At 29.2% G+C, this 24,531-nt stretch carries 23 protein-coding genes, 1 pseudogene and 1 riboswitch; of the genes and pseudogenes, 5 read left to right on the top strand and 19 right to left on the bottom strand.

The window, feature by feature from the left end; genetic code table 11:
• Positions 1 to 71: 71 nt before the first annotated feature.
• From EG57_RS0215355 to EG57_RS0215340, 4 genes and pseudogenes are all read right to left on the bottom strand, one after another.
• Positions 72 to 842 carry an alpha/beta fold hydrolase gene (locus EG57_RS0215355; protein WP_032078059.1) on the bottom strand — a complete coding sequence of 257 codons (771 nt, stop codon included), beginning with the start codon at positions 840 to 842 and terminating at the stop codon, positions 72 to 74.
• Positions 843 to 1,090: 248 nt separating this feature from the next.
• Entirely contained in the window at positions 1,091 to 1,726 is a 636-nt protein-coding gene (locus tag EG57_RS0215350; RefSeq protein ID WP_032078058.1) for a hypothetical protein, read from the bottom strand.
• 122 nt (positions 1,727 to 1,848) lie between these two features.
• A pseudogene (locus tag EG57_RS0215345) lies at positions 1,849 to 2,172 on the bottom strand (DUF1848 family protein); the annotation flags it as partial.
• A 735-nt stretch (positions 2,173 to 2,907) separates the two neighbouring features.
• Positions 2,908 to 3,768, bottom strand: a complete 861-nt coding sequence (locus EG57_RS0215340; RefSeq protein WP_032078056.1) for a GNAT family N-acetyltransferase — start codon at positions 3,766 to 3,768, stop codon at positions 2,908 to 2,910.
• Between the two features lie 366 nt (positions 3,769 to 4,134).
• Here EG57_RS0215340 and EG57_RS0215335 point away from each other — a divergent pair, with 366 nt between their 5' ends.
• The 3 genes from EG57_RS0215335 (at position 4,135) to EG57_RS0215325 (ending at position 7,110) form a co-directional block, all read left to right on the top strand.
• A complete protein-coding gene (locus EG57_RS0215335) occupies positions 4,135 to 4,812 on the top strand; it encodes a hypothetical protein (protein WP_032078055.1) in 678 nt (225 codons plus the stop codon).
• Positions 4,813 to 5,149: 337 nt separating this feature from the next.
• Positions 5,150 to 6,382, top strand: coding sequence for a sensor histidine kinase (locus EG57_RS0215330; protein WP_161782716.1), 1,233 nt, complete (start codon positions 5,150 to 5,152; stop codon positions 6,380 to 6,382).
• Positions 6,379 to 7,110: a LytR/AlgR family response regulator transcription factor gene (locus EG57_RS0215325; RefSeq protein WP_032078053.1), complete on the top strand. Its 732-nt coding sequence runs from the start codon at positions 6,379 to 6,381 to the stop codon at positions 7,108 to 7,110. The genes EG57_RS0215330 and EG57_RS0215325 overlap by 4 nt, the downstream gene beginning before the upstream one ends.
• Before the next feature lie 68 nt (positions 7,111 to 7,178).
• Here EG57_RS0215325 and EG57_RS0215320 read toward each other — a convergent pair whose 3' ends face one another.
• From EG57_RS0215320 to EG57_RS0215300, 5 genes are all read right to left on the bottom strand, one after another.
• A complete protein-coding gene (locus tag EG57_RS0215320) occupies positions 7,179 to 7,814 on the bottom strand; it encodes a Vat family streptogramin A O-acetyltransferase (protein ID WP_032078052.1) in 636 nt (211 codons plus the stop codon).
• 457 nt (positions 7,815 to 8,271) lie between these two features.
• Positions 8,272 to 8,475 carry a substrate-binding domain-containing protein gene (locus tag EG57_RS27045; RefSeq protein WP_052037948.1) on the bottom strand — a complete coding sequence of 68 codons (204 nt, stop codon included), beginning with the start codon at positions 8,473 to 8,475 and terminating at the stop codon, positions 8,272 to 8,274.
• 241 nt (positions 8,476 to 8,716) lie between these two features.
• Positions 8,717 to 9,544 carry an SDR family oxidoreductase gene (locus EG57_RS0215310; protein WP_032078051.1) on the bottom strand — a complete coding sequence of 276 codons (828 nt, stop codon included), beginning with the start codon at positions 9,542 to 9,544 and terminating at the stop codon, positions 8,717 to 8,719.
• 2 nt (positions 9,545 to 9,546) lie between these two features.
• Positions 9,547 to 10,170: an L-2-amino-thiazoline-4-carboxylic acid hydrolase gene (locus tag EG57_RS0215305; RefSeq protein WP_032078050.1), complete on the bottom strand. Its 624-nt coding sequence runs from the start codon at positions 10,168 to 10,170 to the stop codon at positions 9,547 to 9,549.
• 214 nt (positions 10,171 to 10,384) lie between these two features.
• Entirely contained in the window at positions 10,385 to 10,825 is a 441-nt protein-coding gene (locus EG57_RS0215300; protein WP_032078049.1) for a MarR family transcriptional regulator, read from the bottom strand.
• Between the two features lie 218 nt (positions 10,826 to 11,043).
• Between EG57_RS0215300 and EG57_RS0215295 the strand changes: the two genes are divergently transcribed.
• Positions 11,044 to 11,583, top strand: a complete 540-nt coding sequence (locus EG57_RS0215295; RefSeq protein WP_032078048.1) for an MORN repeat-containing protein — start codon at positions 11,044 to 11,046, stop codon at positions 11,581 to 11,583.
• Positions 11,584 to 11,758: 175 nt separating this feature from the next.
• Here the strand turns inward: EG57_RS0215295 and EG57_RS0215290 are convergent, their stop codons facing one another.
• The 7 genes from EG57_RS0215290 to EG57_RS0215260 all read right to left on the bottom strand — a co-directional run bounded on the left by EG57_RS0215290 (position 11,759) and on the right by EG57_RS0215260 (position 18,486).
• On the bottom strand, positions 11,759 to 12,664 hold the full coding sequence (locus EG57_RS0215290; protein ID WP_032078122.1) for an EamA family transporter: 906 nt from the start codon (positions 12,662 to 12,664) through the stop codon (positions 11,759 to 11,761).
• Between the two features lie 178 nt (positions 12,665 to 12,842).
• Entirely contained in the window at positions 12,843 to 13,097 is a 255-nt protein-coding gene (locus EG57_RS0215285) for a DUF4351 domain-containing protein (protein ID WP_032078047.1), read from the bottom strand.
• Between the two features lie 271 nt (positions 13,098 to 13,368).
• Positions 13,369 to 14,208: a methyl-accepting chemotaxis protein gene (locus tag EG57_RS27310; protein ID WP_032078046.1), complete on the bottom strand. Its 840-nt coding sequence runs from the start codon at positions 14,206 to 14,208 to the stop codon at positions 13,369 to 13,371.
• 339 nt (positions 14,209 to 14,547) lie between these two features.
• Entirely contained in the window at positions 14,548 to 14,910 is a 363-nt protein-coding gene (locus EG57_RS0215275; protein WP_032078045.1) for a VOC family protein, read from the bottom strand.
• Positions 14,911 to 15,261: 351 nt separating this feature from the next.
• Entirely contained in the window at positions 15,262 to 16,812 is a 1,551-nt protein-coding gene (locus EG57_RS0215270) for a DHA2 family efflux MFS transporter permease subunit (RefSeq protein ID WP_032078044.1), read from the bottom strand.
• Positions 16,813 to 16,822: 10 nt separating this feature from the next.
• Entirely contained in the window at positions 16,823 to 17,482 is a 660-nt protein-coding gene (locus tag EG57_RS0215265; RefSeq protein WP_032078043.1) for an HlyD family secretion protein, read from the bottom strand.
• Between the two features lie 14 nt (positions 17,483 to 17,496).
• On the bottom strand, positions 17,497 to 18,486 hold the full coding sequence (locus EG57_RS0215260; RefSeq protein WP_032078042.1) for an HlyD family secretion protein: 990 nt from the start codon (positions 18,484 to 18,486) through the stop codon (positions 17,497 to 17,499).
• Between the two features lie 184 nt (positions 18,487 to 18,670).
• Between EG57_RS0215260 and EG57_RS0215255 the strand changes: the two genes are divergently transcribed.
• Positions 18,671 to 19,315 (top strand): TetR/AcrR family transcriptional regulator, encoded by a 645-nt coding sequence (locus EG57_RS0215255; RefSeq protein WP_032078041.1) that lies wholly within the window; start codon positions 18,671 to 18,673, stop codon positions 19,313 to 19,315.
• A 140-nt stretch (positions 19,316 to 19,455) separates the two neighbouring features.
• Here EG57_RS0215255 and EG57_RS0215250 read toward each other — a convergent pair whose 3' ends face one another.
• The 3 genes from EG57_RS0215250 to EG57_RS0215240 all read right to left on the bottom strand — a co-directional run bounded on the left by EG57_RS0215250 (position 19,456) and on the right by EG57_RS0215240 (position 24,119).
• The gene (locus tag EG57_RS0215250) at positions 19,456 to 20,982 is read right to left on the bottom strand and encodes an FGGY-family carbohydrate kinase (RefSeq protein WP_032078040.1); all 1,527 of its coding nucleotides are present in this window, start codon (positions 20,980 to 20,982) and stop codon (positions 19,456 to 19,458) included.
• Between the two features lie 380 nt (positions 20,983 to 21,362).
• Positions 21,363 to 21,476: riboswitch (FMN riboswitch) on the bottom strand.
• Between the two features lie 754 nt (positions 21,477 to 22,230).
• A complete protein-coding gene (locus EG57_RS0215245) occupies positions 22,231 to 23,319 on the bottom strand; it encodes an AAA family ATPase (RefSeq protein WP_032078039.1) in 1,089 nt (362 codons plus the stop codon).
• A 2-nt stretch (positions 23,320 to 23,321) separates the two neighbouring features.
• Positions 23,322 to 24,119: an RNA ligase family protein gene (locus EG57_RS0215240; protein ID WP_032078038.1), complete on the bottom strand. Its 798-nt coding sequence runs from the start codon at positions 24,117 to 24,119 to the stop codon at positions 23,322 to 23,324.
• Between the last annotated feature and the right edge of the window lie 412 nt (positions 24,120 to 24,531).

The following is a 24,531-nucleotide window of genomic DNA, read 5'->3' as shown; positions in this document are numbered from 1 at the left end:
TAAATCCCTTTTAAAATCATTCTACATTATCATGAATAAAACTTTATTTATGTAATTTAACTAGTAGTTACCTAGTTTTCTACAAACAAACTTGTAGTATTTTCAAATAATTGTTGTAATAATTCAATGTATCTATCTGTATGAATTAAACTAATCTCTCCATGACCGCTTTTTTCAATGACTTTTAAAGAACTATATTTTATAGTATCATGAAGTAATTTTGCAGAATTTTTCATAACTTGCAATTCTTTCTCTCCAACCAATATTAATGTTTTTGCTTTCGTATTCCATAATGTTTGTGGCATTGAATATTCGCCATTACTTTTCGTAATATTGATTAAAGATTCTTTTGTCATCCGCGAACTGTCCTTATAGTAGTCTTCAAATAATTCTTCAGGTACATTTAATACTTTAGCCTGTAATTTTGCATACCACCTCTTTTTAATTAACCCATAACACAGATTGTACATTGGTATAGTTAATTTGGTTATCATCTTTATAGGATAAACTAAAGCACTTTCTATAACTGCATTCTCTGTAATATCACATTCTTTCGATATTATTTCTACAACAATTTGAGCACCAATGGAAAAACCACAAATTGCAAAAACTTTTCCATTACAATTATCTTCTATATAATCAATAACTAGTTCTGCTGATTTTCTTATGCTTATAAAAGTATTATTCCAATCATCACCATGTCCATCAATAATCGGTGTAACAACAAAATAATCCTTTTTTAGTACTTCAATTTGTGATTTTAACGACCACCATGATAGTCCGCCACCATGAAGAAAAATGATAACTGGCTTATTCTTATTTCCAAACTCTTTAAATATCATATATCCTCCGTATATGTAAAATTATATGAGTAATGCTATTTAACTTTATATATACTAATTATAACATTAATAGTATTTTAGTATATGATTGGAGAGCATCCATTTCCAGCATGTCCTATGATTATGAAATTACTTTAAAAATTCATAAAAAATAAGACAGCCTAATTGCTGTCTTAAATATCTTTATTAGAAGCAGGTTCACCATTAATGCCAGGTAAAGCTTTTGAAATTCCTCTTTTGCTTATATATTATTTATTTGCTACCTCTCCATAATGTTTTATATCAGATGCTGAAGTTTTTACATATCTTAAAACAGTTTCATGTTTTTTATTATCATATTCTTCAACATAATGATAGTAAACTATCTTACTTACTAAATGAGGGGCAGTGCTGAAACTTAAAAAAGTATTAAAATCACTGCTGGTTACAGATTTCTTAATTGTAGGATCTTTATAGGTAAAAGAATGAAATATGCCATTATGAGTATAAAGATTTTTAGCATCCTTTTCCTTTCCATAATAACAAAATACATGTTTATTATTTCTTATGCCAATATCAATGAAAGCATGTGCATGAGAATGATTAATAGTATGGGTACGAAAATACTTTTCATTATAAAAATAAAATTTATCATATTTAAAAGGACTTCCCTTACTTGCATCTGAGCAATGTCTTACTATATAACCTTCACTATCACAACCTATTATTCTTCCATTGTGTATCTTTACAGCACCTTGTTGCTGATACATTACGCCTACACCTTTTCCATTATCTGATGATTTGCATGCGCTATTATACGCTCCTGCTCCTACTGAAATATTTTCTGTTTTCAAAGAAGTATCTTCTGCTTCATCAATTCTAATATCATCTTTATGATGTGACATAACTTTTTCCTCCTATTCATTGTTTTTTAGCTTCTTACAGAGCTTTACAAAGAACTAAAATTTGTTTCCTTATAGTAAATAATATTTACATACTATTTAGTTTGTTACAAAACTCATAAAAATTATATAAGAAACAAGTCACTTAAATATTGTCTTGCATAGTGATACTCCAATCTAGAATTTTTGCAAAGGATCTGGTTCCCTATAAAAACTAGAACAATTTTTGTTACTACTATAAAAAACAAATTTGACCTCCCCCTATATGATTTCATCTTTCTATCTGTAATCTTTTCATCTCCATTTGATTCACCAAATAATAACGGTGATTTTTTATTATGTTTTAATAAATTTTTTTCTACAACATCTCTATTAAAATTAGCATAACAATACAAACAATTGAGATTACATGTATTATAAGCTCCTATATCAATACTTTTTACACATCCACATACTTCTCGGCAAAATCAAACATATCATCTTTACTTAGTGGAAAAACATTCAAGTTCTCCTCTTTCTATTATTTTAAAAAAATAAAGGCCAATAGTCAGTTTTTAAACTAATTATTGGCCGGTTGCACTATTAACTCATCTATAGATAATTGTATTTCTCCTTCAATATTTCCTTGAATAATCTGGATTTCACAACCTATTATTCCAGCTGCATATATATATAATTTACACTCATCATATTTAATATTACATCGATCATATAATTTTTTTATAACATCAAATGTTTTTTATTTTATATTGAACAAGTTTTCTATTATTTAATAAATCTATATATATATTAATTAAGTACTCTTCCGAAAAAATAATTTTATAATATAATCTATAATATGTGGGACCTATCATATTTAGATGTTCGTTTTCATTTAGTTTCTCAGAACAAAATTTAAAAACTTGATCAATAAAATCGCTATACATGAAAAATAATATATCTTCTTTCTTTTTATAATAATAATAAAGCAATCCTCGCTTCATATTTGAAACTTAATGAAATATGGTTTGTTTTTATTTAGAATAAAGTTATAAAGTTTATTCTAAAAATGGAGATTAATAAGGAAATATCAATTTTACAAATTCTAAAAGAGTCACTTAGAAGTCTCAAAAATAAAGAAATTTTAGTGCTTTAACTCTATATGCAACAATTATAATATAATAACTGAATATTAATAACCATATTTATAATTTTAAAACCATTTCATATTGGCTAACATTTTGTTCAAATCTTAAATTCAATAAAAAATCTTTCATAGAATCACAGTGATTATCTACATTTAAAACCTTAATATTATCTGATTCCGTATTCTTCAATAAATCTGTAAATATACTTCTCCCAATACCTTTACCTCTATGATTTTTATCTACTGCTATCTGTGGGATATCTCCTGTATATTTATCAATAATTCCATAACCAACTATAGTGTTATCTATCACTATAATAGAATATACAAATGTGTCTGACGCATCATTAACTGAATCAATAGAGTTTTGCCATGATGGTTTAAAATCCCAAAATTTTGAAAATTCTTTCCAATCATTTTTAGTAATACTATTTATATGTTGAACCTCATATTCTGCTGTAGGAGTATGTTTATATTTATTTTTATCTAAATTGAAGCATTCAAATTCTCTTAATGTTTCAAAGCCTTGTTTTTTATATAGACGAACTGCAGAAATATTTGATTGAATTACTTCAAGTAAATATTGTTCCACGCCCATTTCTTGGAGCAGCTGTTTTGTATTAAAAAACATATTACTTGTTATTCCATGTTTTCTATAAGTTTTTATAACACCTGTTCCTGTGTCATATGCAGTTAATTTTCCATCCCAATACCTAATTCCATTCAAAAGAAACCCAATTAATGCATTATTTTCAAATGCTCCTATTGAAGCTTTTGAAACATACCCTCGTCTTTGAAGCATTTGTTGAAACTTCAAAATAGGCAAATCAAATTTTACTTGATAATCAGAAAACGCTTCTATAAAAGTTTTATGTAATTTCTCCATACCTATACTTTCCAAAGTACTGTAATTAAACATTTTTTCTCCCCCTAGCTAAATTTTTTATTCCATGGATACCATGGCTAATATCTCCAACTTAACTTTTTTGATGCTCCATAATTAATCTCCTCTAAATTATACCAAATTTTACTTAACTATAATATGATTTTCAAAAATCTATAGCTGTTTGATTCTTGCTAGAATTATGGTTTAATTCATGGCATAACAAAATATCATATACAATTTTATACATTACATTTATTAATATTTGATCATCATAAATTTAACATTTCACTACAAATAATTCATATTTCATTACTTTTTTAATGAAATATATATTGTTTCTATTTAGAATAAAGTTATAAAATTTATTGAATATGTATTCTAAATATGGAGGATTACAAAATGGAGATTAATAAAGAAATATCAATTTTACAAATTCTAAAAGAGTCACTTAGAAGTCTCAAAAACAAAGAAATTTTAATTGTAACTATGACTGTTGTATTATTAGGCACAGTCATATCCAAACTTTATGATCCCTTTGATAATTTTACAATTAAAAAACTTATTTTTTATGTTCTTAGTCAGTTTGTACTTTTTATTGGAGAGATGATAATAATTAAAATAGTGGACAAAAAATATAAAAATGAAGAAGTTAATATAAAAAATATTATTAAAGAATTAATGCCAAGAAGTTTTAGTGCTTTAGTTCTATATTCAATAGTGAGTATTTTAACCATTCTTGGAACTCTAGCATTAGTTATACCAGGAATATTATTCTGTGTATATTCAGCATTTTACCTTCAAATCTTTACTCTTGAGAATAATGGAATACAAGATTCTATAAACAACAGTATAAGTTTTAGTAAGGGTTTTAGAAATTCTATTTTGGGCATGGTTATAATTTCCATAGCTATGACTTTAATTAATGATCAAGTATTATTAAGGCTATTAAAACCTTTCTTTAATTCATCCATATCATCAGGAGTGAATATAATTATAGAATCTGCTATTGGCTCATTTACCACAATAAGTTTTACTAAACTATATCTAAAGATAAAAAGAATTAAGACCATAGAATAAGTATCTAATAATACTAAAATTAAAGTTAACTAAATTTATTTATATAGAGAACCAAACACTTAACTTATATTTGAAAATATTTTGATGATATCTTAAAGTATAAGTAAGAGGTAAAAGAGAAAATGTAAGAGTTATGGATTACTTCTTAGTTCTTGACTAAAATTGCCAATAATCTTTTTTATAATTTAAAGTTATTTTATATGGAGTTGACGCTGGAATGATTTATATATTGAATATATTCACTTGCCTTGTGAGTATATATTTTATTTACTTCCTGGAATTATTCAAATTTGAAATAAAAAAATGTTTAACCATAGGCATAAGTGTTCTTAGTCTTATGATGTTATTTTTAATATTTGAGGATAAATTAAATTATACTAACTGTATTTTAGACACAAGGTTTATTTTAAGTATAGGTTTAATTACAGCTTTTTCTTTAGCCTATCATAAAGAAAAATTTAACTATCTAGAAAAAGCACTATTTTCAGTATTTATACTATTTATAGTTAACAGCTTTGCAGTAAATTTAGTTAGAATAATTTTTATCAGTGCTTTCAATTATGATAAGCTAATTTATGATATCTATTTTATGCCCATATCAACCCTTGTAAGTTATATATACACAATAGTTATGATATTCTTAATAAAAAAATATAGTAAACTCAATAATTATAATATTAAAGATATATTTAAAAATAGTTTTTTGTATTACAGCATAATCTCTTTATTTTCTTTTGGTTTAATCATTGATAGATTTACAGCATATGCTATTTCAATTATAGCTTTTAACAAAATTATCTTTAATGCATTATTGATTTTAAATGAAGTGACTATTGTTATCTTCTTTGGAATAACTTTAGCATTCATATATTTAAGCAAAAGACATGAGGAAATATTATTTAGACAATTAGAGCTGGAAAAACTTACAGAATACACAAATAATATAGAAGTCTTAAATGAAGATATTAGAAATTTCAAACATGACTTTGTAAATATACTATCTTGTATAAGAGGATATTTAGATACAGATAATTTTAGTGGATTAAAAAGTTTTTTTCTTAATAAAATATTACCGCTTAATGATAATTTAAACAAGCACTCTTTAAGACTAAACTTGCTTTCAAATATAAAAACCCCAGAGATAAAAGGACTTATTTCTTCAAAGATTTTAAAAGCAAAATCAGAAGGAGTAGATATATTTATAGATATTACGGACCCTATTGAAGATATAGAGATAGACACTGTTGATTTGTGCAGGATTTTAGGCATTTTACTAGATAATGCTATTGAAGCAGCGGTTTTATGCACTAATCCAATTTTAAAACTAGGAATTATTAAAAAGCAAAGATCCATTAGCTTTATAGTGATTAATTCATTTGAAGGACAAACGCCTAAAATACACGAAATATATATAAGAGGATTTTCAACTAAAGGAACTGGGCGAGGAATAGGACTTGCTAATTTAAAAAGCATACTTAGCAATTACTACAATACTATTCTTGATACCAGTATAGAAGATAATTTATTTATCCAAAACATTGAAATTATAAATAGGAGAATAAGTTTATGATAAAAATATATATTTGTGAAGATATTGAAGAGCAGCGAAATAGGATAAGAGGGATAGTTAAAGATATTATATTAGAAGAAGAATTAGATATGACAATTGAAATAGCATCTCCAAATCCTATGGAGGTATTAAACAAAGCAAAAGAAAATAATAAAGATACCTCTTTGTACTTTTTAGATGTAGGCTTAAATTCTAATATTAACGGTATAACCTTAGCCAGTAAAATTCGAGAATTTGACGAAAAGGGGTTCATAGTATTTGTAACTACTCATGGTGAAATGAGTTATTTGACTTTTACCTACAAGGTTGAGGCTATGGATTATATAATTAAAGATGATTATTCAAATATGGCTGAAAGAATAAAACAATGCATTTTAGAAACTAAAAAGAGATATTTAAAGAGTGATGAAGATGATTGTGAAATTTTCACAATAAGGAAAGAAGATAAAGTTATAAATATAAAGTATAAGGATATTCTTTTCTTCGAAACCTCTGATACAATTCATAAAATATTATTACACGCAGTTAATAGACAAGTTGAATTTTACGGTAAAATGAAAAATATAGAAGAAACTTTAGATGAGCGTTTTGTAAGATTTCATAGAGCCTATCTAGTTAATAAAGATAATATTTCAGAAATAGATAAGAAAAATCGTATAATTCATATGATAAATGGAGAGATATGTTACAGTTCAGCTAAAAACTTAGAGAATTTTTGCACTAAATAGCAATACGTCTTCGATAGTTCTTTAACTTCTCCTAAGGATTGTTAACAATTTCTTTGTTGAAGCAGCCCTTAAAGCTGCCTCAACAAATCCAGCCCAGTTTCCGATGTTAGTTTTTCAAGGTTATCAAATATCTTCTCTTCGTCCCAGCTCCACCATTGAAGCTTTAGAAGAAATTCTATCTTTTCCTCACTAAAACGTTTTTTAATAAATTGGGCTGGATTGCCACCGTAAATTGTATAAGGTTCAATATTTTTTACTACAGTGGAGTTAGCAGCAATAATTGCACCATCACCAACTTTAACCCCAGGCATAATAGTTACATTTTGTCCAATCCACACATCGTTACCGATTACTGTATCTCCCTTAAAAGGTAATTGCTCTACTGTTGGAGTGACCTTTTCCCAGCCACCTCCAAAGATATTAAATGGATAGGTTGTAGCCCCATCCATTCTGTGGTTTGCACCATTCATGATGAACTTAACACCTTCAGCTATTGCACAAAACTTACCTATTATGAGCTTATCCCCTAGAAATTCATAGTGGTGTTCTATGTTATCATAAAATTTCTCAGGAGATTTGTTGTTATCACTATAATATGTATATTCTCCTATCTCAACATTAGGTCTTTTAGGTAAATTACTTATATAGCAAACTGTTTTTATATTTTCATTTGGATAAAGTTTTTTCTTATCTGGTCCAATCATAGTATTTATCACCCTTTCATGAATATCTCGTATTCATCTATTCCCCATCAGCAATCAATTTATTTTCTTTATTAAATGACTTTGCAGTTAGAAGCATTCCTAAAAAGAACAGAGCGCCAGAAATCATTGAAACAGCAAAAGCATCATTGTGGGTTTTTTCCTCCTAATCTATTCTTTTCATAGTCATATTAATATTATTAATTACTATTGTCAATCAGCTTTTATTTAAATCGATACTAAAATAATCACTTTAAATTTATAAAATAAGGTTACATTAATCCTAGGATAAGAATTAATGTAACCTTCTTAAAAATGCATATGGATTTTTTATTACTTTTTTATAATGGGTATTCAAATTTCACTTTTAAAATCTGTTGAAGTTATATCCTTATTCTCATTCCGTAAAATTTCATTCATGTACCAAAATTTCATACATGTATAATTTTCTCAAACTTAATTAAAACCTATACTCTACGGGATAATTAATTTTCTTAAGTTCCTCCATTGCTGCTTTGATATTTCTATCTGGATTTAATTTTTTTATCATTTCTTCTGTAATTGGATGATGATCAAATATCTTTTCTACATCTTCAATGGATAATTCTTCTTCTCGTCCCCAATAATCTTTTGACCAATCTACATAATCCTCTGCCAAATACAAAATGTAACATCATCTTGTTCAATGGCTTCATCATCAAGCAAATTTAATAATACATCCATCCTTAGAAAATAGTATATGCATTGTATCCCCCCCACCGTTGTCAACTACAGCTAAAGAACTTTTTTCATCCAAATAATTTAAACTGTACTTTCCCTTATAATCCATATTTAGTCTTAATTATATTTGTAATCATTATCATAAGTTCCTTTCTTAAATATCTAGTGCATACTTGTACAACGATTTATTTTATCTTAAAAAGAGATTTAACAACATAATCTTTCACTCCATCTCCAAAATGAGTCATCATGCGGTTAAAAGCTGGGACGCCAGCCATATATCTTTTTTTGGGTCTTGATGCTTCTATAGCCTTTTGTACAACTAAAGAAACAACTTCTGGCCCTGGTTCATTAGTACGTGCATTATCGTTAAAAGTTTTATAATTTTTATATAGTTCATTATACGGAGAACTAGAGTCTGATATGATTGTATCTGAATTATTTTGAACTGTTTTCATAAAGTTTGTTCGAATATTTCCAGGCTCTACAACTACAACAGAAATGCCGAAAGCTGATAGCTCCAAGCGAAGTGCATCACTTAATGCTTCTGTGGCAAATTTTGAAGCACAATAAGCACCACTGACTGGAAGAACCATTTTACCCGCAATTGAACTAATATTTATTATCCTACCTGACCTTTTCTTTCTCATATAGGGAACAACTGCTCGAATCATTCGTATAATACCATAAACATTAACATTAAACATTTGTTCAATATTGTTATCTGATATTTCTTCTACAGTACTTCTGAAAGCATAACCAGCATTGTTAATCAAAACATCTATCTTTCCAAAATGTTGCATTACTTTATTAACTGCATCTGATATAGATTCATTGTTAGTAATATCTAAAGAAAGTTTTAAATTCACATTTAAATTCACATTTAAATTTTCCATGTCATCTAAATTTCTTGCCGTAGCAACTACTGTGTAACCATTTTTAGATAATCTCTCAGCCATTTCTCTACCTATTCCTGAAGAACAACCTGTAATAAGAATTACTTTTGACATCATATTTAATTTCTCTCCTTACATTTTTTACATTCCCAAACAAAATGACATTCATTACATCCATCTGCAATACGTTGATTTAGACCATTGCGATGAAATATAACCTCTTCAGGTAAGTAAGAATTGAATACTGCATTATCCACTTGGCAAATTAATTTTGTTGCTTCAGGAATTCCTAGAGAAGTTGTTAATTCATGATAAAGGCATTTAGTTATTTTTATCTCAAATTTATTTTTATCTTTAGAAATTATTTCTAGATTATTCCACTTAGTTGTTCCTGTTTTATTAATTTGCAATTCCTGTTCAATAAAATTTTCAAAAGTTCTTGGTTTATTAATGGAATCAAACAGAATACTTTGCATTGCTACTCCTCCTGTAAGCAATACTATTCTCATTATTTCAAATGCTTTTTCATTGCCTAATTTATTTTTTAAATTTATGTATACCCATAATGGCATTGAAATAAAATTTATCAAATCAGGCGGAAATTTTTTATCAATAGTACTCTGAAAACTTTGAAGAGATGATTTACACTCTTCCAAAAAACATTCTGGCGAAATAATTTCGTCCTTTAAAAGTGTCAATAACATTGGTGTAGTAATTTTTGTTAAATTAAATTCTTTTTTCAATTTTAATACCCCCATAAAAATATTTTTTAGTTGCTAAAACATTATATTTATATATAGCCCCATTTAATTATGAGGCCAAAAATTAATTAATCTATTTAAAAATCACAACATTATTTAGTAACCTTTTTAGATCAAATTCTTTTTCAATTTTAACATCTCCTTATAGCAAAATATTTTTTAGTTACTAAAACATTATGCCTGTATAAAGCCTTCTTTATTTAGAAGGCCAAGATTTAATTAATTCATCAAAAAACTTATTTATGATATTAATTTCCTCTGGAACAAGTTCATCTATATATTCTTCCATATGACTATATTGTTCTTTATGATAATTACTATGCTCAACATTAGCAATTTCTCCTTGAGGTGTCAATTGATAAAATACATCCTTTTTATTATCTTTCATTCGATATTGTTCAACTAGTCCTTTTTTAATAAGTTTATTCGCTACCTGATTAACAGCTCCATTTGTAATTCCCATAATAATAGAAAGTTCACTAGCATTAGCATTTTTATGGTTGCCTATAGCTTCTATCATATGAATTTCAGCTGGATAAAGCATGTGATTAGTTCCATAATTATTAGGTTTTTTATTATTTTGATTAACTTTATTAGAAAAACAAATTATTTTTTCTAGAATTTCATTTTGTTTCATTATTCATCACCAAATATATTTTATAGCAACTAAAGAATATTGTCAATATTTTTTAGTTACTATAAAATATTTAAAAAATTTAATAAATAATATACACTATAGGCTTTTATATGATATAATCAACTTAGATCTTTAATCGATAATGATTTTCATTTTCTTCCTATTAAAACTTATCTTAAGAAAAAATAATTATATATTATATACAAGGAGAATTACAAATGAAAAAGGTTCAAATATCTGAATTAGCTCTAAATAGCATAAAGCTAAATATCAAACAAAATAGTAATGTACATGTCCATGGTGGGCATTATGCAGGTGAACGTAAAGATGGTAAAATGCATGGTAAAGGCATATATTTCTATAATGATGGTAGTAAGTATACAGGCGACTGGGAAAATGATGAAATGAACGGTCAAGGTACTTTTACCTGGGCTTGTGGTGAAAAATACATAGGTCAATGGAAAAATGATATGCAGCATGGTTATGGTATTTATACTTGGCCAGATGGTGACAAATATGAAGGTCAATGGGAAATGGGTGAAAAAAGCGGCTTTGGTATATTCACATGGTCAGATGGTGAAATTTATATAGGTCAATGGAAAAATGATATGCGTCATGGCAAAGGTACTCATACCTGGTCAGATGGCGATAAGTATATAGGTGACTGGAAGAATGATATAAGGGATTGTAATGGTATATATCTTCACTCAAATTCTGAAGTTTCTATAGGGAATTTTGAAAACAATAGGTTTTTTTAATTTTTATCAATTACCATTTAGTTTTTTCAAATATAATAATATGTAATCTATTCTTTACTTTTAACCGTACACTCAAATTATATAGAAGTGTACGGTCATTTAGCATTCAATCATTTACCTATTAATGAATACACATTAATTTTTAACACTTTCTCAGTAGAATGTATTCATTGCATTAAGCAATTTTTTTAAGATTAACATAATCTATCTTACCTTTTTTTAGCTTTATATTACTACCTATAATTCCTACTAATATAAGTGACACTCCCATCCATTGAACCCAGTTAACATGTTCAGATAAAAATATTAAGGACATAGTAACGGCTACTGGAAGCTCCGAAGCAGATAGTATAGTCCCAAGTCCTGGTCCAATATGTGGCATTCCAATTGAAAATAAAAGTGGCGGAAGAACTACTCCAAATACACCAAGAATTAATCCATATGGAGTCAATCTCTTTAAGGTAGATAAATTCAATAAAAATGTTGGCGGAAACAATGCAAATACAACTATTAAAGCACCAATGGAAAAAAGAGCACTTTTTAACACTGGAGAAGTATCTTTCTCAACTGAACTACTGAGAAAAATAGAAGTTGTATACGTTAAAGCAGCAAGTAGTCCCCATATTGTTCCTTGTAAAGAAATAACGGCACTCTGTTGTGTAATAATATTTGCAGCCAAAACTGAACCAACTATTAGAACAAGTATAGAAATAATCTTTTCTTTTGTAGGCCTTTTCTTATTAAATATCCAGTCAAAAAGTGTACCAATCCAAACAAATTGAAATAAAAAGATTATTGCTAATGAGGCATTAAGAGTCTTCAGTGATTGATAATAAAATAAACCTGTTAAACCAAATGGAATTCCAGATAATATTAATTTAAAAATTTGATTAAAAGTTAACTTTTCCTTTTTTGTGAATATAACTACAGTACAAATGAGCACTGTTCCAAAAAAATATTCACCTCCTGTTACTTCTGGTGATGAAAAGCCTGCTGAATAAGCAAGTTTAACAAATGTTGATAATACTCCATAACAGCATCCACCTAAAAAAACAGCTAATGCATAATACCAATTTTTCAAAATCTTACCCCTTTCTTTTAACATAAAAAAGCCACACAATTATCATGTTAATAATTGTGTGGCGAAAATAGAATTTCTCTAAAAAAGTCCACGTCCTAAAAGGTTTTGTTATTTAATTTTCGTTTATAGTATAAAATTAATAATTTAAATTGTCAAGGATGATTCTTCTCTTATATTTTTAGAAATATTTTTCAAGCTCTTTAATATCTTTCATATCAAATATTTCTAGTCCTATTATTTCCAGTGTTTCATCTGATAATTCTTTTATCTTTTTTTTATATTCTTCTGGCATTTTTATAAATTTCTTAGTTAATAATTTAAGTAAAAGTTCAGCTTTACCTTCAAGTTTTCCTTGAACTCTCCCTTTTTCCATACCTTTTTCCATACCCTTTGCCATTCCATCTTCTAATATCATTTTCCCTATCTCAGTCATATTGAAAACCTCCTTAAACCTTTTTTTACTTTCTTCATCTCCAAACTTTTCTAAAAGTGCATACAACATTGTATTTTAGAAGAATTTTTTCGTTTTAGTTCGCTTATATAGTTACTTTCATCTATTTTCATCATATACCTCCTGAAGAGCTCTTCATAAACATAATACGATTGTTAATGCATATTTCTATCATACACAAATAAAAAAAGAAGAGGCTTCTGCTACCTCTCCCTTGATTCTATTTACTTTGTTCTAATACAAAAACTAAACTTTAGTTATAAATATCTTCAGATAGTTTTAAAAGTTTAGTAGATAATTCACTTAATTTTTGACTTCCAGCAGCTATCTGCTGAGCTTGTGCAGCCTGCGTTTCACTTGTAATAGAAAACCCATTCAAAACATTTATAATACTATTTATATCTTCCTTAATTTTAGATAAAGTTTCATTGATTTGTGTTGTTGAATCTTTGCTATTTGCAGCAAGTTTTCTTATTTCTCCCGCTACTACTGAAAAACCTTTTCCTTGCTCTCCAGCCCTTGCTGCTTCAATTGCTGCATTAAGTCCTAACAAGTTTGTAGTATCTGCAATACCTTTTATATATTTAATTATATCATCCATACTTGTAATACCTATTTGGGTCTCATTTACTAAATGATTAACATTTTGGCTATTACTAGATAACTCTTCCGTAGAACTTGCTAACTCTTGAGAAGATGCTGCTAATTCTTCTGAAAATTTCAGTAATTCATTTGCCATTTCAATTGTTAAATTTTCTTTTTCTAAAGAAATAGCATATGTTACAGTTCCCACTAAATTACCAGTATCAGGATTAATAACAGGTACTCCATAAGCTACTATTGGAAAACCAAATGTTTCTTTCTGATGACGCAGTGAATGGACTTGTTTAGTTTTTATTGCTTTATCTGAAACTCCTCCCTGCGGTATTGTCATTCCTTCATAAACACTTAATTGAAAAGTTTTTGCTTGTCTAAATAAAATGTACTCCTCTTTATTAGTAAGTGCCATGGATACATCAGAAGAGAATAATTGTGGTAATACCATAAATACTGTCTTTAATGAATTAAAAAATTCTTCATCTCCTATATTCATATTAAATTTCCTCCTTATGCTTTCTATTTTAATACGATTTAATTGGTAATAAAAATAATATACTTAAATATATAATTTCATTGTATATATTACATATATCGGCTATTTTTTCTATAAATTGATTATAAAATGATTTATTTAGTTATATGTGAGTAAAAAATAAATCTCTATATAACAACTTTTTTCAGCATAAAAATAACCCCTAGGTTTTCCTAGGAGTTTGTAAACACAATAAACATATTGTTAAATTTAACAATTTCACCCAATCCTGAAGGATACTTTATATAACTTTAGCATTAATATATAATTGTCGTTTTTTTATGTCAATAATAACCTATACTAAATATTCTCCACAAATTGAATTTTTAATCCATTTGGGTCTAACACAAAAAAGAATTTAACATGTGGATTAGGCTGAAATGGTCCGCTATGTACAGCTATCCCTTTTGACTTTACAAGCTCCATAATTTGATCTACTGAATTCACTTCAAAACCAAGAGAAATATCAGCACCGTAATTTACTTCTTTCACATTTGAGTTATATATAAGTTCTATCTTTGTCTCTCCTTCTCCTAAAAAAGCAATTTCCATTCCTGGTCCACCTTTAAATCTTTGCTGAACCTTAAGTCCAACAATATCTTCATAAAACTTTAAAGATTCCTCTAGATCTTTAACTGTTAATGTACTCCAACAGAATTTCATATTCTAATTCCTCCCTTAAATATCTCTACTTTAATTATATAAAATATTATTGCAATTTAAAATATTTATATGTGACTAAAACTCCATATTTACAAGTTATTATTATTTCTCCTGTCTACTTAAAAGCAAACATATCATATTTAGTGCTAAATCCCTTTTTTATGTGACAAAGCATATTATCTGGCCGCTTCTTATATGTATACTTAAGCAGACTTTCTATAAGATGAAGGAGATTGTACCATGTATTTCTTAAAAATTCGGCAGAAATAGATTTACATAGTCAGTAAAACTTTTTCTCTTACAGCAACAATGCCGATAGGTTTTGCTCTTGGTCCTTCAATAGGCGGTTTATTAATCAGCACCTTTGGTTAGCAATCTATCTTCTAATTGCTTACCTTCTTTTAATAAAAATGTGGGAATAACAATAATTGCTGTGATGACTGAAATGGCTAACATAGTATCATTCAGTGCTTGAAGTTGAGCTTGTTTTGCAACTATTCCAAAAAGCTGACTTAATGCTCCAGCTTGAGCATCGCTTGGAGATACTCCAGATTGTACCATAACTCCCTGCAGTATTTTAAACAGGTTCATGCTATTGGGATTAAAATAATTTACCTGCTGAGATAAATTTGAATAATTGATTGTGGTTCTACTCTGCATGATACTTGTAATCAAAGTAATTCCGATAGATGTACCTACTTGCTTTACTGTATTTAAAAGTGCTGAAGCATTTGACATTACAGACTTTGGCAATGCACTAAACCCCATTGTTTGAACTGGCGCTATAAGAAACCCTACTCCAAAACCTCTTATCATTAACAGAACAGTTATAACTGTATTAGAAGTTTCCAATGTAATTTTGGACATACTGTAGCTATTAAAACCAATTAATACCAAAGCAGATATAGCAAATATCCTTGTATCCAGTTTATTCCCTATTTTTCCGTAAACCGTCATAGAAATTGCAGTTGCTATTGCTTCAGGAAAGAGTATTAAGCCTGCTTGCATAGAATCTAATCCTTTAATCTGCTGAAGAAATATAGGCATAAGAAACACACCTCCATAGAGAGCTAATAAAGCAACGTTCATAATAATGTTACTCATGCAAAAAGTGTAATTCTTTAAAAGTCTCAAATTAAGCATAGGTTCAGGGATTAGCAGTTCATTAACAACAAACATGAACATACTATAACATCCTACTATCATTATAATTATATTTTTAATATCGCTCCAATCCACATTACTTTTTCCCAGCACATAAAGAATAGATGACATTCCAACAGCTGAAGTCACAAGACCTATGATATCAAAGTGTTTCGAAGCTTTGTGCTGTGATTCTCTAAGTATGATCATAGCTAATATTGTACTGAATATCCCTATTGGAATATTAATGAAGAAAATAAACCTCCAATCAAGATTCTGAATGATATACCCTCCAAGAGTGGGGCCTAAAGCAGGAGCAGCCATAATACAGATGCCCATAATACCCACAACCATACTCATTTCACTTTTATCAAAAGTAGTCATTAATATTGTCATACCAAGTGATATAATGAAGGCTCCTCCTACTCCTTGAGTAATTCGTGCTACTATAATAGACATTAAGTTCCATGAAATACCACACATTAATGAACCAGATGTAAATAAGATCAAAGCAATAACAAACACTTTTTTTAATCCAAATCTATCACTTAAATATCCTGTTGATGGTATAGTAACCCCCAGGGTCAATGTATAAACACTTATTACCCACTGTATTTGATCAAGGGATACACTAAAGGTTTGCATCATTTTTGAGGTAGAAAGATTGACAACGCTGGTATCTAAGTTTGCCATAAAAAGTGCTGATATAACTACACTCATTGTAAGCCATTTATATGAAATATTCTTTTTATTTTCCATTACTACCCACCTACTTTATATGGATTTTTATGACTGCATTGGTTCCTGGTAAAAGATTACCATCTGTTTTATCCAACTTAATTTTTACAGGTACTTTCTGAACTACTTTTGTAAAAGTGCCACTTGAAGAAGATGGAAGCATAGAAAATGCTGAATTTGATGCTTTACCTATAGAATCCACCTTTCCTTTAAAATCTTTTTCTTTAAACTCATCAAAATTTATATCTACCTGCTGTCCCAATTTTATATTTTCAACCTTACCCTCTTCGATATTTGCAGTTACATATAGCTGGCTTGGATCTACCACCATGGCAAGAGTAGGAGCTGAAGTACTTGATTCATACTCCCCAACATTTGCCTGCTTTTTAATAATTACTCCATTCATAGGTGCCCTCAAAAGGGATTCATCTATACTGGAATCATCTAATCCAACAGCATCAATACGACCAATGATTTGATTTTTCACTACCTTATCCCCCTCTTTAACATTGAATTCAAGAAGTTTTCCTGACACCTCAGGTACTATCTTCACAAAATCCCCAGACACCTTTGCATCTTCAGAAGAAATATAATATGTATTGTTATGCCAGTAGTAATATCCTACGCTTCCAAGGGTTATTAACATTGCAACAAATATACCTAAAATTATTAACTTTCGTTTTTCCTTCATTTTTTTCATCCTCCCTAATTTTTTACGCCAACTTCGGCAAACATACCTGGCTTCAATTCTACATCCTGATTTTTAAACTTCACCTTAACAAGAATATTTTTATTTTTTAAATTAACTACAGAATCAATTACATATATTTCACCGTTAAATTCCTTGTCTGGGACTTCTAATGCTTTAATAACCACTTCTTGTCCAACTTTTATTTTATTTATATATTCTGCAGGCAAATAAGCATCCACCATCATTGCATCAGAATTTACGATATTCATCAGATTAACTCCTGCTGTTGCTAATTCTCCAGTTCTAATATCCTTTGCTGTCACAACTCCAGATATAGGTGAAACAATAACGGAATTGTCCATTTGAATTTTTGAAACATCTAATGCTGCTTGAGCTTCTTTTACTTGTGACTCTGCAACATTAATAGTTTCCTGTGTTTCTCCTTTATTCAAAATATCCAAGTCTGCTTTTGATGATTCATAAGATGCCTCTGCTTCACCTAGTGCTGTCTGAAATTGCTCCAATTGGGACTTTGAAATGGCTCCAGTATCAAAAAGTTTCTGATTTCTTTCATAATTCTTCTTGGCATTTTCATAACTGACATTTGCACTATCCACTAAAGCCTGAGCTTTATATATTTGTTCTGGTCTGGACCCGATTTGGGTTTTGGCTAAATTTGCCTGAGCCGTTCCCACACTGGCCTCTTCCTTAGCTACCTGTGCTTCAAGGTCTTTTGAATCCAGCTTCATGAGTGGGTCGCCTTTTTTCACCGTTGAACCAATATCAACATATGTTTCAGCAACTTTAGCAGTAATTTTTGAGGATATGTTTACATTTTCATTGGTATTAATCTTACCTGCCATTAAATATACTGTTCCACGTTTATCACTATGTTCTAAATTTACAGTGCTTTTAGCATTACTTTTATCTGGACTACTGCACCCTGTTAATATGGAAATTCCTAAAAATGTGGATAATATGAACATTAAACCTAGTTTTTTCATTAATCATTACTCCCTTCAATATATTGGTTACTTTTTCAAAATTAATTCCTATTAACTTTTTAATTTTTATGTATTTTTTCTTTTCAAAATAAGAAACGTACAGTTCCTTATTTGTATGATATAATAAGTTTACGATAAATGCAATAGAAAAAATAAAACTTTTCAAAAGGATGGTGTTAGCAATATGGATGAGCAAAAAAATAACTTTTCTACCGAGCCTACTAAATCTTGCAGCGATGAAAACAAAAATACGGTAACTAGACGACGTGGAAAGATCCTTGAAGCTGCAATACTTCAAGCTGCTTGGGATGAACTCAATAATTTAGGTTATTCTCATCTAACTATGGAGGGAGTTGCTGCACGAGCAAAGACAAACAAGGCAGTTTTATATCGTCGTTGGCCAAATAAACCAACACTTGTAATTTCAACAATACAAAAACATATACGTAAACCTATTACTGATGCTCCTGATACAGGTAACCTTCGAAATGATGTAATTACTCTGCTTGAAGAAATATCAAAACCTCTTCAAGCCATTAGTGCCGAAACCATACATGGCCTCATGGTAGACTCTAGTAGTCATATAATATCTTCAATACCACTAATAGTAAGTAAAAATAACGAAGATACATTGTCAAAATTCATGATGACGATTTTAAAAAATGCTGAACTTAGAGGAGAGGTAAATCTTGAAAAGGTTAGTCCTAGAATTATTTCACTACCTATGGATTTATTGCGATATGAAATTCTCACAACTCATGAACCTATATCTAATAAAACAGTAAGTGAAATCGTTGACGATATTTTTATACCACTTATTCATTCATGAACTTTTGTTCCTTTAGAAATGCAAATTGTACCCTATAAAGACAAGTTACAACAAAGAGGTCATAGATTGTAACAGTTCTGACCTCTTTATTTTTTTATAGCTTACTTTGGGTCAGGCCCATATAATCCCGGCTGCTGCGCCTAAAATTTCATCCACTTATAATTCAAATTATTTAATACATTTTTTCTAAATTTGTAATGGTCTTTATAAATTTCCGAATTATTAATATCTGGAGTATATTTATTTATGATTTTTAAGTTACCTGCAAGTGCTTTCTTTAAATCCTGTGTATCACCCACTGCGTAGGAAGCAACAATGCAATTTGTAAGTACAGCACCACCCGAAACTTCTAATGTAATTGCCTCACTTTCCATAATATCTGCTTTAATTTGATTCCAAAGATGATCTCTACTTCCACCTTCAGTTATTGTAATTCTATTTATTTCAATTCCAGCATTTCTATAATCATTGGTAATTTCCATATAATCATATGCAATAGCCTCCAGAACAGATTTCCATAAGACAAATTGGTTAGAATCTAAGGTCATATTCAAAAAACAACCATTAACATTTGAAAATTCACCATATCCTCCAGTTAAATATGGTAAAAAAATCACACCATTGCATCCAGGCTTAACCTTTTCTGCTCCTTCACTAAGTATTTTATAATAACTATCATCATCAGATTTTTGGCAAATACTATCCTTAAACCACCTAAGTGCCAAACCTCCAGTTCTAACAAATCCCCAATAAAAATATGTATTCTCCAAAGTACCACTGTTAAAAATCAGTTCACTTCCCTTCTTACTTAGTTCTGGAATAATTCCATTTGTTGAAACGCAAAACATAGCACAAGTTCCAGCAACGTCCACAGCTTTATTTGCTTCAAGTATTCCACTTCCAAGCATAGACTGCATGGTGTCACCCGCTCCAGCACAAATTGGTATGCCATAAGGGCATCCAGTTTCCTCTGCAACACTCTCTGACAAAGTACCAATAACATCCCAAGGCTTTACAATCTTAGGCATATAGCTTTTGTCTATTCCCAATATGTTAAGCTGCTCATCAGACCATTCCTTTTCATATACACGGTATCCAAGTCCCCAACCTGACATGGTTCCCCAATCAATAAAGGCATCACTGCTCTTTAAACCTGCAAGATTCATTAAGATATAAGGAGCATTATGAACAAACTTCTTTCCTCTTTCCTGAAATTCTTTAATATTTTCTAAAATCCATCGTACATGTAATGCAGGAAACATACAGCTTGGATCAGCATTCCCCGTTTCCCTTCCCCAAATATCAAGATCTAATTTTTTAAGTTTTTCAACATCACCTTGCGTTCTTGAATCCAGATAATTTATATAAGGTGTAATTGCCTTTCCATTATCATCTATACCAACAACTCCACAGATAATTCCATCACCCATGATTGCTTTGATTTGTTTAGGATCAACTTTTTTATCTTTCAATTGTTTTATACACTGCTTAATTCCTAGTTTCGTAAGTAAAAAATATTCATCTGCATCCATTTCAACCCATCCTGGATGTGGATATTTTAAAGTTGTCTTATTTGATGATTTTACTATACATTTCATATTTTCATCATATACAGCTACTTTTACACTTTGAGTACCTGCATCAAAACCAATATAATAATGTCCCATTTTTAATTTTTAGCAGAAGATATTTAAACACATAAGTCTCCCACTAAAATTCACCTCTTTTCCTTATATAAAGTATTGTCTAGATTGATATAAAGCTATATAAAGTGATTCTTAGACTCAGATGGAGTTTGCCTGTGAGGAATGCTTCTCTTCATCTGAGTCTTAGAAGAACTTATCCAGGCGCGTAGCAGTGCTTATACTCCCTACTTTGAATAGGATGGGTGTGTTAGCAATGCTAGCGATCGGATAAAACATCTATAGAGTAAAAATAAATTTCTATATACCAACTTTTTTTAACATGAAAATAACCCCTAGGTTTTCCTAGGGGTTTGTAAACACAATAAACATATTGTTAAATTTAACAATATACAATATTATTCATTCACCTTCTTTCATCCAGACTATACTGTCGGCTTCGGAATTTAACCGAATCTGCCAAATGGCTTGCGGGCTGTACCGCCGATAGGGAATTTCACCCAACCCCGAAGGATACTTTATATAACTTTACCATTAATATATCATTGTTATTTTTTCATGTCAATTATAACTTATTCTCTACAAATGGAACTTTTATCTCTTTTCTTTCCCCATCAATCGGTTATATCTACTTTTATTGTCATCCCACAATAAAAAATAATTCATTAAAGCTACAATAAGAATAGCCATCAAATACGGAGATAGCATCAGTTGTACTTCACTTTTCAATTCACATAATATAGCGACCCTATTAATTATAACCTGTATTATAGCTATAATAATAACCTTATAACTAGCATCTTGAATACTATACTTTAATCTTCCTTTTTCTTGTGCTTTTTCCAGTAATTAACGAATTTTTCATCATCTTGATAAAAAATCCTGGAAATCTTACTTGGTTTTACTATATTTTCCCTAATAAGGTATTCAAATATTAAGGTTGCAAATATTAATGCAAAAAAAACAACAAATCCTATATTCCCCATTATTTCTATATTAATCCCTCCCCTTTATAATCCTTAAAGGACATACCTAAATCCATTTTAATCACTAATATGTAAACATAATCTTGACATTATGTATATTTATTCTACACTTTTCCATTATTTCCTTTTAATTTTTAACAAATTAAAGCATCAGCTAATGAAACCAATGCTTTAATTTAATATTAAAATATTTTTTTAACTATATATTTACCACTTCTTCTACTATTCTATTAGACATTTATTGCCGAAGCAGAGCTCGTAAACAATCTTGCAAAGGCTTACCTAACTAACAAATTTCTTCTGCTTCAAGCATATCCATATTTTTTATCATGTTATCTATTACTTTAATAGGTACATATCTTTCTCTTTTATTATTCCTTAAAATCAACTCTCTATAAGGTACCTCTAAATAAACAAACTTTACTTTTGCTCCGTAAGATGTACATAGTCTAATTAATTTTTGCCTATTCTCTCTTCTTAAATTCGTAGCATTCCAGACAAAGCTTTCTTTTTTTCTTAAATATTCCTTTGCTTTAGAAAACGCCACCGCTCCAACTTTTCCAAAATCCTTAGAAGGTGAAATATTAAGTTCTTCTCTAATATCATCTAAGGATATTACTTTTACCCCCTTAAGATTACACTTTATATAAGTATCCTTTCCAGCTAAAGGAAGTCCCATCATAATCACTACTTCAAAGCTTCTATTATCAAAAATCTCTGCTCCAGGATAAACCTTATTTCCTGTAAGATACAAAAACCTTGTATAGTCATTGTTAAATTTCTTAGGTCCATAAAAACAAGCTAATTCTTCTGCATAGGTTTTAAAATAAAAAACCCTTTCAAGCAAGGCTAACTTATCTTCACAGTACCTTCCAAGTAAATCACATTTTCCTAATAAATAAAGCAGTTTCATATTAGTGCTCTCAGCTGCCTTTATAAGCTGGTAATCTATATCTTCTTTTTCAATAAAGTACAGAGGCAGTCCATGGTATCTAATGAGTGCAGCTATTTCTTCTCTTATAGACTTATCAAATTCATACTCTCTATAGGCTAAATATCTAAACATCTTTGCACCTTTTACAGCATGCTTAGGTGAGATTATCTGCCCATCTTCTTCCCTTGTAGTAATAACCTTACCTATGTCATGAAATAATGCTGCTGTATACAAAATTACCTTTTCTCTATTTTCTAAGCCTTCCCATTCTTCAAGCTTTAAAACTTCGCTGCATACTAACCTAGTATGCTCATAAACATTTCCTTCACCATGAAATTTAGGATTTTGCTTAACTTCCTTAAACTTATCTATAACTTTAAATTCCTCCACTATATCTTTAAAGTTGTAGTTCTTTTCCCTCAAAAATTTTTCTATATTCACAACTACGCCTCCTCAGAAAAAATATCTATTCCTGATTTTAATTTGTTAGGAATAATAGGTCTATTAACCCAATGAGTTTCAGAATCCATAATTGTATTTAAAAATGAAGCTCTTACATATTTCATTCTGCTAAGTACATAGTTTTCATCTTCTATTTTTATATATATACCTTCCATTAAATCAGTTGTATCTGTTTGTTTTTTAGCAATTTCATAGGACAAATCTAACTCTCTGCAGCTTTTTTCTAAACTTCTCTGCCAGTTAGATGATTTAAAATTTGATTTACCCAAAAGTGTTGTAATTTCATCTTTAGACTTTAGCATTCCTTCTTTTAAAACCAGTACAGACTTTATAAAAGGATAGTTTTTAAGCATTTCTTTTCTTCTTCTGGTGCTTAAGAATTTTTCTTCCTGCTTATCAAATATATCAAACTCCATAAAATAGTGATTAAGTTCATCATAATACACAGTATGCTTTGCATAAAGCCATTCTCCATACATAATGTATCTATGTCCTAAAATTTCTCTAAGCTTATAAATAAAAGTATTTGCCCAGGTTTTAAACATGTCAAATTGTGCTTCTCCATATCCACCATTTAAAAAATGCCCTCTGCTTTGTAAATACATTCTTCCTTGCTTATCAAAGCTAATACCACAGTTAGCCCCATCTACCTTTTCTTCAAGTACACAAAAGCTATTTTTAATTTTTTCAAACTTTATACTATTCAAATCCTCGTCTCCCTGTTGAAATCTTGATCCTTCAATGTGAGGAGTTCTTGGATATTTATAAATTCTTTCCATACAATCATCTCCTTTAAATTTACGCAGCAAAAAAGCGCTGCGAAGTTTAACTTTTCACAACACCAATAAACCTAAAAGAGATATTCTTTTTAAGGCAATTATTATGGTTATAAAAAGTAAATTATCTTTAAAATAAATTAGAGTACATAAATAAACTCATTAAATTATTTTTTAATGAATACAAATACCCTTTTTAATTTTCCTTAGATAAATCTACTTAATTACATAATAATTTTCCTCTTTTTCTATATTTTTAACAATTCATATTATAACATTACAATTTATCCCTAGTCAACATTTAGTGGCAACTAATTAATGAAAATTAAATCACATTATATAGTTTATTTAGTAAAAAAATCAAAAAGAAGGAATTATACTTTTAATGACGAACAATACATTATATAGTAACAAA

Origin of the sequence: Clostridium drakei (assembly GCF_000633595.2) — a bacterium.
GTDB lineage: Bacteria > Bacillota > Clostridia > Clostridiales > Clostridiaceae > Clostridium_AM > Clostridium_AM drakei.
The sequence above is the reverse complement of the archived record's forward strand: the minus strand, read 5'-3'. Positions and strand labels throughout refer to the sequence as shown.